At 47.0% G+C, this 15,362-nt stretch carries 13 protein-coding genes; 4 read left to right on the top strand and 9 right to left on the bottom strand.

Features of this window, described 5'->3' with window-relative positions:
• Positions 1-78: 78 nt before the first annotated feature.
• From QUA70_RS21895 to btpA, 3 genes are all read right to left on the bottom strand, one after another.
• Positions 79-2,214 (bottom strand): CHASE2 domain-containing protein, encoded by a 2,136-nt coding sequence (locus QUA70_RS21895; RefSeq protein ID WP_333349776.1) that lies wholly within the window; start codon positions 2,212-2,214, stop codon positions 79-81.
• Positions 2,215-2,691: 477 nt separating this feature from the next.
• Positions 2,692-3,615 (bottom strand): vitamin K epoxide reductase family protein, encoded by a 924-nt coding sequence (locus tag QUA70_RS21890; RefSeq protein WP_333349778.1) that lies wholly within the window; start codon positions 3,613-3,615, stop codon positions 2,692-2,694.
• A gap of 281 nt (positions 3,616-3,896) precedes the next feature.
• Positions 3,897-4,784, bottom strand: coding sequence for a photosystem I biogenesis protein BtpA (gene btpA / locus QUA70_RS21885; RefSeq protein WP_333170510.1), 888 nt, complete (start codon positions 4,782-4,784; stop codon positions 3,897-3,899).
• A gap of 407 nt (positions 4,785-5,191) precedes the next feature.
• Between btpA and QUA70_RS21880 the strand changes: the two genes are divergently transcribed.
• Entirely contained in the window at positions 5,192-6,178 is a 987-nt protein-coding gene (locus tag QUA70_RS21880; protein ID WP_333349780.1) for a GDSL-type esterase/lipase family protein, read from the top strand.
• Positions 6,179-6,460: 282 nt separating this feature from the next.
• On the opposite strand, the gene QUA70_RS21875 is transcribed toward QUA70_RS21880, so the two are convergent.
• Positions 6,461-7,513, bottom strand: a complete 1,053-nt coding sequence (locus tag QUA70_RS21875; protein WP_015178266.1) for a Gfo/Idh/MocA family protein — start codon at positions 7,511-7,513, stop codon at positions 6,461-6,463.
• Positions 7,514-8,019: 506 nt separating this feature from the next.
• On the opposite strand from QUA70_RS21875, the gene QUA70_RS21870 reads away from it, so the two are divergent.
• Positions 8,020-8,637, top strand: a complete 618-nt coding sequence (locus QUA70_RS21870) for a PEP-CTERM sorting domain-containing protein (protein WP_333335133.1) — start codon at positions 8,020-8,022, stop codon at positions 8,635-8,637.
• Between the two features lie 36 nt (positions 8,638-8,673).
• Here QUA70_RS21870 and QUA70_RS21865 read toward each other — a convergent pair whose 3' ends face one another.
• The 3 genes from QUA70_RS21865 to def form a co-directional block, all read right to left on the bottom strand.
• On the bottom strand, positions 8,674-10,011 hold the full coding sequence (locus QUA70_RS21865; protein ID WP_333349782.1) for a PrsW family glutamic-type intramembrane protease: 1,338 nt from the start codon (positions 10,009-10,011) through the stop codon (positions 8,674-8,676).
• Between the two features lie 170 nt (positions 10,012-10,181).
• Positions 10,182-10,382, bottom strand: a complete 201-nt coding sequence (locus QUA70_RS21860; protein ID WP_199292547.1) for a hypothetical protein — start codon at positions 10,380-10,382, stop codon at positions 10,182-10,184.
• Positions 10,382-10,942 (bottom strand): peptide deformylase, encoded by a 561-nt coding sequence (gene def, locus QUA70_RS21855; RefSeq protein WP_242719140.1) that lies wholly within the window; start codon positions 10,940-10,942, stop codon positions 10,382-10,384. The genes QUA70_RS21860 and def overlap by 1 nt, the downstream gene beginning before the upstream one ends.
• A 101-nt stretch (positions 10,943-11,043) precedes the next feature.
• Here def and QUA70_RS21850 point away from each other — a divergent pair, with 101 nt between their 5' ends.
• On the top strand, positions 11,044-11,556 hold the full coding sequence (locus QUA70_RS21850) for a DUF1648 domain-containing protein (RefSeq protein WP_333349784.1): 513 nt from the start codon (positions 11,044-11,046) through the stop codon (positions 11,554-11,556).
• Positions 11,557-11,929: 373 nt separating this feature from the next.
• Here the strand turns inward: QUA70_RS21850 and QUA70_RS21845 are convergent, their stop codons facing one another.
• Positions 11,930-12,385 carry an aspartyl protease gene (locus QUA70_RS21845; RefSeq protein ID WP_333349786.1) on the bottom strand — a complete coding sequence of 152 codons (456 nt, stop codon included), beginning with the start codon at positions 12,383-12,385 and terminating at the stop codon, positions 11,930-11,932.
• A 121-nt stretch (positions 12,386-12,506) separates the two neighbouring features.
• Between QUA70_RS21845 and QUA70_RS21840 the strand changes: the two genes are divergently transcribed.
• Positions 12,507-13,799, top strand: coding sequence for a pentapeptide repeat-containing protein (locus tag QUA70_RS21840; RefSeq protein ID WP_333335145.1), 1,293 nt, complete (start codon positions 12,507-12,509; stop codon positions 13,797-13,799).
• A gap of 707 nt (positions 13,800-14,506) precedes the next feature.
• On the opposite strand, the gene QUA70_RS21835 is transcribed toward QUA70_RS21840, so the two are convergent.
• Positions 14,507-15,130, bottom strand: a complete 624-nt coding sequence (locus QUA70_RS21835; RefSeq protein ID WP_333349788.1) for a TenA family protein — start codon at positions 15,128-15,130, stop codon at positions 14,507-14,509.
• Between the last annotated feature and the right edge of the window lie 232 nt (positions 15,131-15,362).

The raw sequence follows: 15,362 nt of genomic DNA, 5'->3' as shown, positions 1-15,362 counted from the left end.
AAACTTATCTTTAATCGAGCTTGAATATATCGATCGCTCTTATTCTTGATGTGCGATCGATTATTCAGCAAGCCCTAATTAACAAAATTGATATTGATTTTTCCCATGTTCCTTAGCACGATACATCGCAACATCGGCATTCTTGACTAAAATCTCTGGCTCTTGACCGTCAATGGGATATAAACTAATGCCAATACTTGTAGTTACAGAAACTGTATGTTCTTCTAAAATAAAAGGCTGCATGATGGCGTCGCAAATTTTTTCCGCTACTTTCGCAGCTTCCTCGCGACCTGGAATTGCGGGCAAAATGACTGTGAACTCGTCGCCACCCAACCGCGAGATAGTATCGCTGCCGCGCAAGCATTTTTTGAGCCGACTGGCAACTGTTTTTAAGAGCAAATCGCCTACATTGTGTCCGAGAGTGTCGTTGATTGACTTAAATCCATCTAAATCTAAAAACAGTAAAGCTACCAATTCCTGAGTGCTGGAGGCTATTTCTAGAGACCGATGCAAGCATTCGTAAAACATTTTGCGGTTGGGCAAACCGGTGAGAGCATCGTGATAAGCTTGGTGGCTGAGTTCAGCATTTTTTTGTTCTAGGGCATTTGCGCGGAGTTGGCGCTCGGTAATATCTCTGATTGCTCCGACTAAAAATACATTGCCGGCCGCATCTTTATGCAGGGATCTTTTAGTCGCAATCAGATGCGTAATTCCGTGAGCGTCAGTAAAATATTCTTCATTTTCTCGCGGCTGGTGAGTTTGCAATACTAATTCGTCTTGCTGCCAAAATATCTCGGCTTCGGCTTGGGGAAATAAATCGTAATCTGTGCGGCAGGTTAAAATTTCTAAAGGATAGCCAATAAACCGACAATATGCCTGATTCAAAACAACGCAGCGGTGATTTCGATCTTTGACAAAAATCGGGTCGGGAATTGTATCGATTAGTGATTGTAAAAATTCTTTAGACCGTTTTAATTCTTCTTGCAAGTGCGCCAGATAACCCACAACTGCCGCACCAGAACCCCAAAGACTGAGGATTGGAGGAATTAAGGGCAGCCACCAACCGACTAAAAATGCTAAGTATAAACTGGCACTCAGACCGAGACATATACTTAATAAACAATAAGCAGATCGACCAAGCGATCGCAAATTCCAACTCACATTTGCTCCCGCCCAAGACCACAGTAAAATCCACAGCAACTCGGTAGCTTCTGGCCAGACATTGATACCCCCGCGCCCGTCGATGGCTGCACTCAAAATTTGGCTCAAGAAATGAGCCTGAAGCTCGACTCCTGCTATTTGCTGGGGAGGAGCAAACCAACCGGAACTGTAAGCATTTTGGTAAAAGTCTCTGAGGCTGGGGGCAGTTGAGCCGATCAAGACAGCGCGCGATCGTACAAAATCAGCAGGTACTTTGCCCGAAAGCACATCGCTCATCGATACAGTGCGAAAACTGCCTCGCGGGCCGCGCAGGTTGGTCAAAATTTGATACCCACGGCTGTCCGATCGAACGTAAGCACCGTCATTCGGTTGAAAAAGCCGAAAAACCCCCTTGCCTAACTGCAAGTATTTAGGATTGGCTTTTGCTGATTGAGGGGAAATTCCTTCGCTTTGAAGGTAAAGCAAAGCCAGTCTGAGTGCGAAACTTTTATGAGTTTTGCCGTCTCCAGGCCAAGCGTAGAGCAAAGTTCGCCGGACTTTTGAGTCAGCGTCGATGACAACGTTGTTGAAACCGATTCGATCGAGCTTGTCAAGTACCGGAGGTGGCCGAACTCCGAAGCGGGTTTCGTCTGGCATCAACTCAATGCCGATTAAGTTGGGAATATTTTTAAAAGTGTTGAGCAATTCGGCGTTACCCGGTTGAGTTGGCAAATCTCGGTAAACGTCAAGACCGATCGCCCGCGGCTTGCCAGCGTGTAATTTTTGGAGCAATTGGGCCAAGACAGCATCCGAAATTGGGTAGCCGTATTTTTGCAAGTCAGCTTCGTTAATTTCTACAATGACGATGCGCGAGTCAATTAGTTCGGCCGGCCGCCAGCGCACAAACTGGTCGAAAGCAGCCCATTCCCACACCTGAAAACATCCAAACCAGCGCATTACAATGACCGTACTAGCAACGGCACTCGCAGTAATCAATACTCGGCGTTCTCGATCAACCCATTTTTTGATAGTTTCTAGCATATTTTGGGGATTTTTGCCTAGCCCTGTAAGCATCTCAGCTACTACTAGATATAGCTTTTACATTTCCGGGGCGATCGGCTCAGTCGATTTTAGATTTTAGATTTTAGATTTTAGATTATCCAATTTTTTGGTTTTTCGGTGCGGGCGAGTCGATTTTAGATTTTAGATTATCCAATTTTTTGGTTTTTCGGTGCGATCGGGGTGCAAGAGCAGAAACCGGGTTTCGCAACCCAAATATGTCATTTCAACAATCATTCTGGAAGCAAAAACCCGGTTTCTTGCATTTTTATGTAAAAGTTTTAGTAGTAATTCACGGATCTAAATACTAGAAACCCACAACTTGTTTAAAAAAATTTTCTTCTCACTAATTTTTACTGTTTTTTTATTTATTATAGATGCAAAATTTTAGATTGATTTCGCAGCACGAGCCCAGGATAAAGTAAGTTAAAAAGCAGGATATTTCCGGCCAATCAATCTAAAATCTGTCATCTATAATCTCCAACTTTCCTGTCAGTTTTGAAAGTTGCGGGGGCCGGTGTAACCCGATAAATCAGCGAGTTTCTCCAAAGATTGTGTCCCCGCATAAAACTGACCATTAATCTCCCAAGTCGGGAAACCTTTAACATTCGCAGCAGCAGCTTTGCAAATTTCAGCGCGGGAATTTTGCCCCCTGGGATCGCATTCAAAATAATCAATTATTTTGGCTGCTTCTTTGCCGAATAGCATTTTTTGGTCGTGGCAGTGGGGACACCAGTAAGCGCCGTACTCTTTAGCGCCAATTTGTCGGAGGTGGCGGGCCAAAGCAATTTGTGCCGGGCCGGAGGTTGTAGTGACGGCAGGGGGTACAATTCCGGGGGTAGAGACAGTAGGAGCAGGTGAGTTGACGCTGTTATAAAGTCCCAAGGCACCGATCGAACTCACCATTGCCACCAAAATGCCTGTAAACACCAACTGTCCGATATCTTCCCACTCGCGCCCGACTAGCACCAGTACAAACAGCGAGAGTGAAAATAAGGCAGAAGTGATGCAGTAAATGCACAGTTCCTGAATTTCAAAAGCCATCAAATACATCAAATAGCTGCTGAAAATTACCATCGCAGCGGTGATGATAAATAGCGCTTGCCAAGTTTTGTTTTCTAGTTGAGAGTGCAGTCCTTTATTGGTGTTGGGATTGACGCCTTTGGGAGCCAATGCCAGGATTGCTATGCTCAGGTAAGCCAGACAGCCTAACAAACTTAAAGGCACTGTGCCAAAGACTGTAGCGTAGGGACTGTTGAGAATTTTGTCACAGCCGCTGGTGGGACAAAGGACCGAGCCAGTCGTAAATTTAGCGATCGTGAGATAGGCCGTTTCTACGACGCCTATGGCTGCGATCGCTGCCATCAGAGTCCTAGACCAGCGATGAATCCAAGGGGTTGAACGTCGGCGAATCATTTTTTGATTTGGTAATTGATAATTGGGACGTTGAAAGAAGAAGGAATTTGGGCAACTAGCAAGGTAAGGGTTTTAACGGATTTAACGGATGGATGTTGAGGGAATAAGTCAGAAGTCAGAGAAAAGAAATCTATCCATGTATCCGTGAGTTCCCTGTCGTGAATCAAAGAAATTGGGAATTGGTGATTGATAAGTGTGCTTTTTTCACTGTTAGCTCTTCGTTTGCAGCTATTACCGATTACCCATTACCGATTACCGATTACCCATTACCCCTTCCCATTTTACGTTTTACTTGTGAGTTTGCCCGGTTCCGGTGTGGGCCCTCTTGAGCCATTAGCGTCTCTGTTTTCCTGTTCGCGCTCTTTCTGGGACAAGCTGCGACGGGCGGCTTCTACAAACTGACTGACGCGGATCGGATCGATGGGCTGCTCGATGCGGCCGTTTCGTTTCAGGGAACTCGATACAATTACGCCGTCAGCGGCCTGCATGAGGGTGGAAATGTTTTCCCACGAGGCGCCGCTGCCGATGAAAACTGGAATTCCCGCCGCTGCTGCACTGGCGAGTTCTAAGTCTTCGAGATTGGGAGGGCTACCAGTTGTCCAGCCGGAAAGGATTACGGCGTCGGCTAAAGCTCGCCCGATCGTCTCTTGGACGGCTGTGGTCAAGTTGGGGCTGCCTAGGGGTCGCCCGTGCTTGACTAACACGTCTGCTAATATTTTGACATCGCTGCCCAATTCCCGGCGGTAGCGCAGTAGCTGGTGAGCTTGGCCTTCAATTAAGCCTTGGTCTGTAGCCATGATGCCGTTGAGGACGTTGACGCGGATGAATTGAGCTCCTGTGCAGGAGGCGATGGCGATCGCGCTGTGGGCGTCGTTTCGCAGCACGTTAACGCCGATCGGCAGCGTCACGAGATTTGTTAGCCTCTCAACTACCAGAGTCATGGCACTTACCACAGCCGGATCTACGCTGTCTTTGGCAAAAGGAGCGTCGAAAAAGTTCTCGACAATGATACCGTTTGCGCCACCAGAAGCCAGCGCTGTAGCCTCTTGCTCGGCTCTTCCGATAATAGCTTTGAGGTTTCCGCCCCAGCGGGGAGAAGTTGGCAAAGGCTGTAAATGTACGACACCGATTATGGGATTCGGCGTTTTGAATATTTGTTTTAAGTCCACGGATTTTCCTGAAACCACCAAGTTCACTGACGGCTGACGGCGGATTTTGACGGTATATTCTAGAATTCTATATCCACGGGGGCGATTCGGTTGACTTAATCGGGTCGCCAAGTTGCTCAAACCCCGCAGCCATAACAGTTTAGATTTTAGATTTTAGATTTTAGATTTTACATAGGCGACCTACTCACCTCACTTAAAGACGCATACTTGCTTCTAGATAGGAGTCCTCGAAAGCAAAAAAGTTTAGATTTTAGCGAGATCTCCCAGATTCATCTGTGAAGTCAATGCTTTAATCTTTAATCTAAAATCGACTGACTACAATCGGGGTTGAAAGCTTGACTGCCATTGCATTCTTTTTTATACCTTGGTGTCGGCAGGGGTTTATCCTTCTATATCGAGGTTAATTGGTGAAAGTTGTTCTCATAATTTTCGCTGTCACCGCAGGATTGGGGGCGGCAATCGAAGTGCTGCTGCGGGTGCTGCTGGGTTTTGGTAATCCCTTGATTTATATTGCCGATGCCGAGTGTGGCTATTTGTTGGCGCCCAACCAGAAGGTACGCCGCTTGGGCAACCGGATTGAGATTAACGAGTATTCGATGCGTAGCGGAGCGATCGCCCCTACACCCCCTCCAGAAACTCTGCGCCTGTTGCTGTTGGGAGATTCTGTCGCCAACGGCGGTTGGTGGACACATCAGACAGATACGATCTCGGAAATTATGGCTCGGAATTTGAGACTGCAAGTACAGAATCTGGCGAGCGATTCACAATTAGGTTCACAAGTCAACTATTCAAATTTTGAAGTTCTCAACGCCTCAGCCAATTCTTGGGGGCCGAGGAATCAACTTGCTTACGCCAAGCGGTTCGGTGTTTTTGGGGCAAGGGCTTTGGTTTTGCTGCTCAATACGGACGATTTGTTTGCATCGGCTCCTTGTGATCTGGTTGTGGGGCGCGATCGATCTTACCCGGATCACAAACCCCGATCGGCTACGCTAGAGTTATTGAGCCGCTACCTGCTCCCTGCAGTGCCGACTCCCCAATTGACCGCACCCGGAGCTACAAGCGGCGATGTAGTAGGCTGCAACTTAGAAGCTATTCGCCAAATCCAGAAAATAGCTGTATCCGCCAACGTCGAGTTTTTGCTAGCCGTCACGCCGAAGCGGGGCGAACTCGGCGGCCCGGGCCCTCGCGACTGGGAACTCAAGGCTAGAGCGCGTCTCGCCGAACTCGTAGAAACAGAGAAAATTACTTACATAGATTTTCTTCCCATTTTCAATTGTGGGGCCGAAATTCCAACTTTGTATCGAGACAGCATTCACCTCAGTCCTCAAGGAAATCAGCTAGTTAGCAAAACCATCAGTCGTCAAATAGTCGCTCTTTTTTTGCATAAATCGTGACCTCACCTAAAAACGTATACTTGCCCACGACTTCTGTTGTCGAGAGCAAAAAAGTTGAAACCTTAGTTCAAGCCCCCAGATTCATCTGCAGAGTCAATCTAAGATCTAAAATCGTTCGACTGAGCGCAACTCGACGATGGCACTCGCCGAACTTCTCACGCCGAATTGTCCAATCTCAACTCGATTGACATCGAATCCGGTTGCATGGGAACAGTTACCCTCTTCAAGGAACAACAAACCCAAACTGTAAAAGCAGCCGGAAACGACACGATTTGTCTCGATTTAGCTAACTTGCAAAGTAGACTCTAGCTCTTTCGGATACCAAGCTTGACCGTCGAGAGCCATTTGCTCGATCGAACTCGCAAGCCGCAGAGCTTTGAGAGCTTGTTCTCCTCCCACAGAAGGCTGATTTCCACCCCGCACGCAATTAATAAAATGCTCCAATTCTGCGTGGAGCGGTTCAATATTGCTGGTGTAAACTTTCTCGATCAACCCATCTTGACGGTAAAGCACCTGACCGTAATCCGTCACGTAATTGGCGGTTGTTTGTCGGTGAATCAAGATTTCGTTGTTGAGAAAATCTGCCTCTGTTAGAGAATTTTTGCAGTGAGCCACGATTGAACGGAGTTTACGGTGCGTCACCTTACTGGCAGTCAGGGTGGCCACAATGCCGTTAGCAAAGTTCAACGTCGCTGTCACGTAGTCTAAATAACCTGAATCTGATGCCCTGCTCCCGCTAGCCGTCAGCTTCACCACTTGGGAATCTGCCAATTCCAAAAGCAAGTCGATGTCGTGGATCATTAAATCCAAAACTACCGATACGTCGTTAGCCCGCTGGGAATAGGGACTCATCCGGTGAGCTTCCAATGCCAGTAACTCTTCAGTTTTCAGCACTTTGCCGAGTTCCTGAAAAGCTGGATTGAAGCGCTCGATGTGACCCACTTGTAAAATCCGGTGGGCCTCAGCAGCCGCGTTGACCAAAGATTCGGCTTCGGCAATGCTAGCCGCGATCGGCTTTTCAATTAAAACGTGAACACCCGCTTGGAGACAAGACATCCCCACAGGGTGATGCAGGCGAGTTGGAACGGCGACGCAAACTGCATCTACGTGGGCGAGCAAATCTCGGTAGTCTTCAAAGAAGCGAACCCGGTATTTGCTTGCTACATCTATTCCCCGCTCTACATTTATGTCTGCAACACCCACGAGTTCGATATCTTTTAGCAAGCTCAGAACTCGCGTGTGATGCTGGCCCATATTGCCAACCCCAATCACCCCAATGCGGAGGGGTTCAGGTTGACTTCGCTGGGCGAAAACGTTTGCGTATCCCAATGACATCCTATCTAGCACTCCTGGATTCTCCTCCACCACCACAGGAATCAAGCCCCTTGGCTTCCCTCAGCTACTCACAGCCATCCAGATAGTACCACAGTCAAACTATTTGTGAAGAATTTCTAAGTTCTGTTTTCCGATTATCGCGTCAGGTAATCCAGCAGAAGCTACTCATACACAAGGGCCGAATACTGGGGTAAAATGTCTTGAAATTGCGTATTGACAAAATTTATTAAGTGTGTATAAGCATCGGGACGATCGTCCGCAGCATCGCAACAACACACACCCGTCGGAATATGTTGCTGAAATTATCAAACATTTGCCTTGTTTAGGCGCAAAAGCAATAGTAGGCAAGTAAGAAATGATACAAAATTCAGCCGTCGCGCACCTGTACGATCTGGGGTGTTTACATTTGGCAATCTTTGAATAAAAAATTACGTTAAGAATGCGGATTATTACGGGCGATCGCTCACTCAAATAAAGTAGACTTACGTAAAGCTTAATAAAAAACAATGAGTCAAAAACAAAGGCCGAGATTAGGAAGTGCGATCGCTACCACAATTTTAAGTGTGTTTTCAGCCGTGTCATTGGTAGGAGTAGACAAAGCACAAGCCGCCGTACTCACCTACAATGTTAACCATAGCAATTTGAGTTTTTTCAAGGTGAATAACTCCTCCCTTACAGGGATAGGATATGAATCAATTGCCGTTTCCGAGGGAAGATTGTACGACTACACTCTTGGCGTCGCGGGAGCCAAAGAATACTACGACTTGGCAGGGGCTAGTGTTGGATTTTATCAAGGGGAGTTCCGCGGACTGAGCACATCCGGCTATGACCAGGTGATCGTAGAATTCGACGAAATCAACAAGCTAGACTACAGGGTATTTTGGTCTATCTTTCCCTACCCGACGGGCCCTACTACGTCGGTATCTGTAGTAACTGGGTATAGGGAGGTCATTTATTATCCATATCAAGATATCGATAGACGTATCTTCAACTATGACGAGGTTTATTACACCCTAGTGGATAGCGCACCGGAACCAGTTCCCGAACCTCTCACCGTTGGGGGCACAGCTTTAGCATTGGCAGGTTTAAGCAGGTTCAAACACAAGAAAAAAATGGCAGTTTGAAGTGCGATCGCACCTTAACAATTAAGCACTCAGCAGTCACTTTTCATAAAATATTCTCGTGGCAAAATTTTGCTCTCGATTCGGAGACAGAGCTCTGGCTTTCAAAATCGCGGCTACCAAAAACGCATAGGACAAAACTCCCACCAAGGCCAGCAAAAGTACGCTGGCGGCTCCCGACGCATTCCACAAAGCGTGAAGTGCAGAAGCACTGAAATAGCCTACGCCCAAAATTTGCCAGCGCTTCCTAGGTTTGAGGGCGCTCAAACCGATAAAATATCCCAAATAGCCGCTGTAAGCCATGTGTCCGGCGGCGGAACCCAAAATGCGGGGAATTAGCAACTGCAATCCTACTAATTGTCCGGCGTCGGGCCCTGCTTGCAGGGTGACATTTTGGATGACATTGGGAACGTACTGCCCCAGAGTTTCTAACAGTGTAAAGCCGACTGCCGAAGCACTTCCTAACAGAATTCCGTCTAAAGGTTCCCAAACACCGATTCGATCACGCCACGGATTTCGCAGCCAATTTCCCAGTAACATCGCTCCCAAAACGGGCAGGGCTTTCAGCAATTCTTCCATTAGACCCGCCCCGAAAAACATTCTGGTCAAAAAAGGCAAAAAACTGATTGTTTCGCCTTCGGTTGGCAGGCGGCCGGGCAAAATTTCTCTAAATACTAATATAAATCCAATTAATAAGGGGCTGATCACAATCAGGACTGTAGCTAAAGCCGAACCAAGCAATACCCACCAAGGCTTGTGTTTGCCGCACAGTTGATAGATAAAGTAGTAAGCCGCACCGGCGAGGTAAGCTGACAGCAGCAAGTTGAATGCTGCGGAATTTCCAACGGCGACAAACATCGACACGACAACAATAACTGTGGCAATACCTGGATATAAGTAAGCTTTTTGGCTTAATTGTTTGCCAGTGGAGGCGATCGGGAATAATTGAGTTAAAGTGAGAGCGTCTTTTTCGATACCAGCAAAATTGCCCGTTTGTGGTGCTCTTAATCCGGGTTGATTTTGGTAAGGGGTTACGGGAGATTCAAATATAAATTCAGGGCCGTCAAGGCCGAGACTGATGCGATCGCCTGTTTCTAAAGTTTGGCAGCCAGAGAGCTTTTTTCCGTTGATATAAGTTCCGTTAGCGCTGTTGAGGTCGCAAATTTCCCATCTTGTCAAAGTACCCTGAGTTAGCGGACGGACTGCGGCGTGGCGGCGGGAAACCATGCCGTGGACGATCGACTCTAAAGCTATTTGACAATTGCGATCGCGTCCAATGACCAATTCCCCCTCTTCAGAAAGTTGGTACTTGGATGCTGGCGTTCCTGCAGCATCTTTGGCTGGCACTTGTCGCAGAAATCCGATTTCATTAGTCATGAGTTATGAATCATTAGTCATTAGTCATTGGTCATGAGCTCGCGAGCTGTTAGCTGATGTTATTTTTGAGCAGTCTTTATTCCACAGTTATTGGTTGTTAGCTGCTGACTAATTACTAATTACTAATTACTAATAACTGCTGACTAATGACTAATGACTAATAACTCTGCTTAGAGATTGGCCCTGGCATCCTGAACGGCTGCATAGAAAAATATGCCAGTTAGCGGTACGCTCAGGGCAAGGATGATGCCCGTGACTAAATTGCCCAGTTGAGCTTCTCCCGATGACAGCTCAAAGATGGAGCCGACTGCCGCGATCGCAGTGATGCACGAAAGAGCTAAGAGTAAACCACTTTTCGGAGTTCCTGCCATCATACTGATTTTACGGCCTTTGGCGAAAATTTATGCTTAACTAATGCTTCATTCAGTGCCAGCTTGTTTTCTACTCTGTCTACAAACAGCACTCCGTTGAGGTGATCCATTTCGTGCTGAATTGCCCTCGACAGTAACTCTGTTGCTATCAGGGTTTGTGGGCGGCCGTATTCGTCGCGGTAGGAGACTTCAATGACTTCTGGGCGTTTGACTTCTAAATAAACTCCCGGAATGCTCAAACACCCTTCTTGCAAGATGCAGATATCGCCGCTGCTACTTTTGATGGTGGGATTGATCAAAACCATTGGGGGTGTGGCAGGGTTTTCCGGGTCGCAATCGAGTACGATTACTTGTTTGTTGACTCCGACTTGGGGGGCGGCCAAACCGATGCCATCGGCACTGTACATGGTTTGTAGCATTTCTCGGACTAGCTGCCGAATTTCTGCATCGACGCTTTTGACGCGCTTGGCTGGCTGCCGCAGGACGCGATCGCCTAATGTGTGTATTGTTAGGGGCGGTTTTTCTAACTTTTTCTTTTCAATCAAGACCTGAGCCGTCATAGAACCTCGCGGGATGTTTGGAAACCCCCAACGAAAGCTGTTGGAGGATGAAATTGGAAGCAATACTATTATTTTCAATATTAATCTAATTTTAAGTAGCCATGACTGGAAACGCACCAAACCAACGGCCGGTTATTTCTCTGGGGCTTTCGCCTGTTGTACTGGTGGTAGAGCTTTTAGGTGCGATCACGATTTTGCTGGCGATTTTGCTCATCGTCAAGTTTTGGGCAGTTTTGCCCGATCGAATTCCGATTCATTTCGGCTTGGGGGGGCTGGCTGATGCTTGGGGCGACAAGGTGACGATTTGGATCATGCCGGCGGTTGCTGCCATTATTTTTGCGGTTTTAACTGCGGTATCGCGCTATCGGCATACTTTTAATTATCCCGTACGGATTACTTCTGAGAACGCTCACCGGCAATACCTGTTGGCGCGAGGTCTTTTGGCTTGGCTGAAGGCGGAGATTTGCTGGCTGTTGGCGTTTGTGGTGCGGCAGCAAATTCTTGTCGCTTTGGGCAATGCTCAAAGGTTTAGTGTGGAGTTGATTTTGGGGATAATTGTTTTGATATTTGGGACGGTTGGCGTGTATTTGCTCAAGGCTTATTCTGCTCGCTAGATGTAGGGCAAAAAACTTACATATACCCAAAAATAAAGTTTTTTGGTATAAATTTTTTAACCGCAGATAATATTATCCTGCATTAACAAATAAAATTCCTTGGTATTGAGGACTAAAGTCATCTAAGTTTTATGATGAGTTTAGTCGTCACTAAAAACATTTTTGATGCCGGGTAATTTACCGAAAGTATCCAGGATACAAGCCCCCGGATTCATCCGTCCAGAAATAAAAAACCTGTATCCGATGAAACTTGCCCCCCCAATTTCTCCGTGGGGTCAATGCTTCACTTCTTTAATCTAAAATCTAAAATCCATTGATGGGACATGATAGGAATCACAGGTGAGAGGTTTGTGCTATGGTAAACGCTGATCGACTAACCCATCAGATACGTTTGCTGATTGTTCATCGGCAATACTCGCAATCGTCGATTTTTTAAATCAGGTTCTAAGCCTAGTTCTTCCATTGGAATCACGCCCAACAAAACAGCCGAAACGCCTTCGGGTAACTCTAAACAATCAAATCTGCCTTCTCTCCCTTCTACAATAATTTGAGCGTAGGCAAAAATTCGACCCTTTTTTATGCCCGCTGATGTTTCTACATCTCTTTCTCCTACTTGTATTAAGCCTAATTGGCTAATAATGCGAGCTGGCAAGGAAAGCAGAGTTGCTCCGGTATCGACAACAACGTTATCGAGGATAACAGAGCGGACTTCCTCAGCAGAAATAAATCCCCGTTCAGCCATAACTCGATCGATGCGATTCGTGACGGTGATTGTAGTGATTACTTGACCCCTTTGTTTTTCTTGAAGATTGGGGAGTACCAGGGTCATAATATGTTACCTCTTTAGAGTATAATTAGTGGATATTTCTATTGTAATGCTATCTACAATCCTGGGAAAGTTAGTTAAAATCGTTTTAATGACCGGCTAAAATTAGCATTTGCCTCAACGCATGACACCAGACAACAACTCTTCTCAACCCAATCGCCCTGAATCTAACGTGACTGTAGAAAGTCTCAACGGTGCGAACCCTAATGTGCCACCAGAATCAGGGATAATCGTCGCTACTGCTGAACCGGAAAAACCGGCGTCGTCACCTCCAACTCGCAAAATTGTATTGCCGCAGCAGCCGGAACAAACGACTCCTGAGAAGTCGGGGTCAGTGCTGACGCTGGGGTTGATCGCAGGGATGATTTTTGGGCTGGCCAATGACAACATTTGGCTGGGCTTAATTGGCGCCGTCGGTGCGATCGCCATATCGCTGCGGCTGATGTGGCCGAGTTGGGGCAAAATCTGGGCGCAGGTAATTCCGCCAACTTGGCGCACGCTGATCGTCGCCTGCTTCGGGCTTTTAGCTGGGATTGTGGGTTTGCTGATGCTCAGCGGTACTAATACTGAACCGGGAAGCCGCAACATCCAAATCAATTGGGAGGCAATCGGGGCTCTCGGCGAGTTGATCGGCGCTTTGGGCCAAATTTTGATCGCAATCTTAGGCGTTTATGTGGCTTGGCGGCAGTACGTGATATCCAAAGATTTGACGATTCAGCAAAATCGAATTACGCAGCAGCAAACGATCGATGCTTATTTTCAAGGGGTTTCGGACTTAGCCCTTGACGAACAAGGGTTTTTGGAAGACTGGCCGCAGGAAAGGGCGATCGCAGAAGGGCGCACGGCTGCAATTATGAGCAGTGTAGATGCTGAAGGTAAAGCTAAAATTCTGCGGTTTTTGTCGCAGTCGAGATTGGTTACTCCGCTGAAGCGCGATCGGCTTTTAGGCCGCCCCATCCTTGACGGTGACGGCGGCTACGCTGAAGATAGAGATCACGGTATCCGCGTTATCGATCTCAATGTCATGTTAGCGGGTGCTGACCTGGCTGGCACAGATTTGCGGTGGACGGATTTGAGCGAAGCCAACCTCGTCCGCGCCAATCTCAGCAAGTGCGATTTAGTGAAAGCAAACCTCTCGCGCGCTGTCTTGTACGACGCCAATCTCGCTCGCGCCGATATGAGAGGCGCCGCATTATTCTACGGCTCTGCAGAAACTGCATCCCCCCGCAGCCGTACCGAATTTCCCAACTATCAAACGGGCGAACATACCGGCGCTGTGGTTGAACGTGCTGATTTCACGGGTGTCAAGCGGCTGTCGGACGAGCAGCGCTATTACTGCTGCACTTGGTGTGGCTCGAAGTCGAGAGAGACTATTCCCGGTGGCTGCGAAGGGATTCCCAATAAACTCGGACGTTAAAATTAGCAGTACGGCTGTACTTACATATATATTTGGCGATCGCTCGGCAGCGGACTATACTTTAATTTTAAATCTACAGTCTTGCGCTGTTTTAGCCATGACAAATACGGATTTAGGGCTAGAAGTAATTCCGCGCCTGGAGCGCTCCAAAAGCCGAGACGGGGTAATTTTTGTCGCTGCTAGGTGCTTTCTGATGGGACGGTAAAGGGTATATAGAAATCGCTAATTTAGGTTACAGCTATGCAGATGATGGGCAGCAGCCTTCTATGGCTTTTTATCCGCTGTTGCCTTTGCTAATGCGCGGCTTCACAACTCTTGGAATGCAAGTGGAAGTAGTAGGGGTAATAATTAATATTTGGGCATTTTGGGGCGCATTCTTGGTGGCTGCAAGCTCTTAGTAAAGTTGCCATGATTTAGGGCGGTGGCTATTTATTGGATATGTGAAAAAGGTTGAGCATTACAGTCGGCTATTTCGGTTTTTGCTCTTAAGCGCTACTGATAAATTCCGTTGATATGCAATCGTTTCACCCCTACGCTTACGGCATTGTGTAGCTTTCAAGGGCCCTCGGTTTAGTGTTGAGTAATCAGCCTTGTTGGGGATATGCTGTTATGACATTATTTGCTACATTCCTGCTGTACATGGCTGTTAAATTTGCTGCGTGTAGGTAGCTTAAGATAGTTTTCCATATTTGTTGCACAAACTTAATTTACTCTATTTCCCAAGCGGCCTGAAAAAAGTCTCTTTCGCACAGCATAGCGTAGCGATAGGTTGCTTCTACTTCCGGCCCAGCTTCTGCGTAGCGATCGACCAAACTTTCCAGCCGTTTTGCTAAAATCTCAAAATCCGGGCTGCTATAGGTGGAAATCCAGTCGCTAAAGGCGTGTTCCGGTATATTAGGTTTAGCTAGCTGCTGTCCCAAAAAAGCATACAACCGCAAGCAAGGAGTCATCGCGGCTGCTGTCAAACCTACACCACTTCCCCAGGCTGTCGCTAATAAAAAATCTGTGTAGCGGCGGGTAGGGATTCCAGGTTTGGCCTCTTGCAAGTTTACCCCCCATTTGGCTGCATATCCTTGATGCAAACGAAGTTCTTCTAAAACGCCACTACTGAGATTGTGGAGGATTTCAAACCCCTCCCAGTCGGGTGCTTTTGCGGCAGCGATACTGTAAGCGCGAGCGAATGCTCCCAGAAAAAATGCGTCTTGTGCAATGTAATATGCAAAACTATTTGAGGGCAGGCTGCCGTCAGCAATGCCTCTGACAAAGGGATGTTGCAGACAAGCTTGGCTTAAGTCTTGATTTGCTTGCCAAAGATAATTGGAATTTGTCATGCAATTTTGAATCGATGGGTTATGATTGTAATTTTTATAGTCTGACTAAACATCTATGATAACAGATGTTTTAGCTTGGGGTGTCAGTCTTATGGTATCTTTTATTTTTCGTATTTAAGAAAATAGATAAGTGTTGGTACGCGGCTATTTTGTGGGCTGCTGTTGTCTGGCTAAAAGAGCGAAATTACGTGCCGAACCTCTCTCGTGAAGCAGCTAGGGGGTTTGGGGAAAA

This window comes from Microcoleus sp. LAD1_D5 (assembly GCF_036702115.1).
In the GTDB taxonomy this organism is placed as follows: Bacteria; Cyanobacteriota; Cyanobacteriia; order Cyanobacteriales; family Microcoleaceae; genus Microcoleus.
This window is presented reverse-complemented; position numbering and strand designations above follow the sequence as displayed.

What these genes read in the sequence shown, in the direction of transcription:
- QUA70_RS21895 (WP_333349776.1), bottom strand. Translation starts at nt 2,214, where the DNA reads ATGCTTACAGGGCTAGGCAAAAATCCCCAAAATATGCTAGAAACTATC.
- QUA70_RS21890 (WP_333349778.1), bottom strand. Translation starts at nt 3,615, where the DNA reads ATGATTCGCCGACGTTCAACCCCTTGGATTCATCGCTGGTCTAGGACT.
- QUA70_RS21875 (WP_015178266.1), bottom strand. Translation starts at nt 7,513, where the DNA reads ATGTCATTGGGATACGCAAACGTTTTCGCCCAGCGAAGTCAACCTGAA.
- QUA70_RS21870 (WP_333335133.1), top strand. Translation starts at nt 8,020, where the DNA reads ATGAGTCAAAAACAAAGGCCGAGATTAGGAAGTGCGATCGCTACCACA.
- QUA70_RS21865 (WP_333349782.1), bottom strand. Translation starts at nt 10,011, where the DNA reads ATGACTAATGAAATCGGATTTCTGCGACAAGTGCCAGCCAAAGATGCT.
- QUA70_RS21860 (WP_199292547.1), bottom strand. Translation starts at nt 10,382, where the DNA reads ATGGCAGGAACTCCGAAAAGTGGTTTACTCTTAGCTCTTTCGTGCATC.
- def (WP_242719140.1), bottom strand. Translation starts at nt 10,942, where the DNA reads ATGACGGCTCAGGTCTTGATTGAAAAGAAAAAGTTAGAAAAACCGCCC.
- QUA70_RS21850 (WP_333349784.1), top strand. Translation starts at nt 11,044, where the DNA reads ATGACTGGAAACGCACCAAACCAACGGCCGGTTATTTCTCTGGGGCTT.
- QUA70_RS21845 (WP_333349786.1), bottom strand. Translation starts at nt 12,385, where the DNA reads ATGACCCTGGTACTCCCCAATCTTCAAGAAAAACAAAGGGGTCAAGTA.
- QUA70_RS21840 (WP_333335145.1), top strand. Translation starts at nt 12,507, where the DNA reads ATGACACCAGACAACAACTCTTCTCAACCCAATCGCCCTGAATCTAAC.
- QUA70_RS21835 (WP_333349788.1), bottom strand. Translation starts at nt 15,130, where the DNA reads ATGACAAATTCCAATTATCTTTGGCAAGCAAATCAAGACTTAAGCCAA.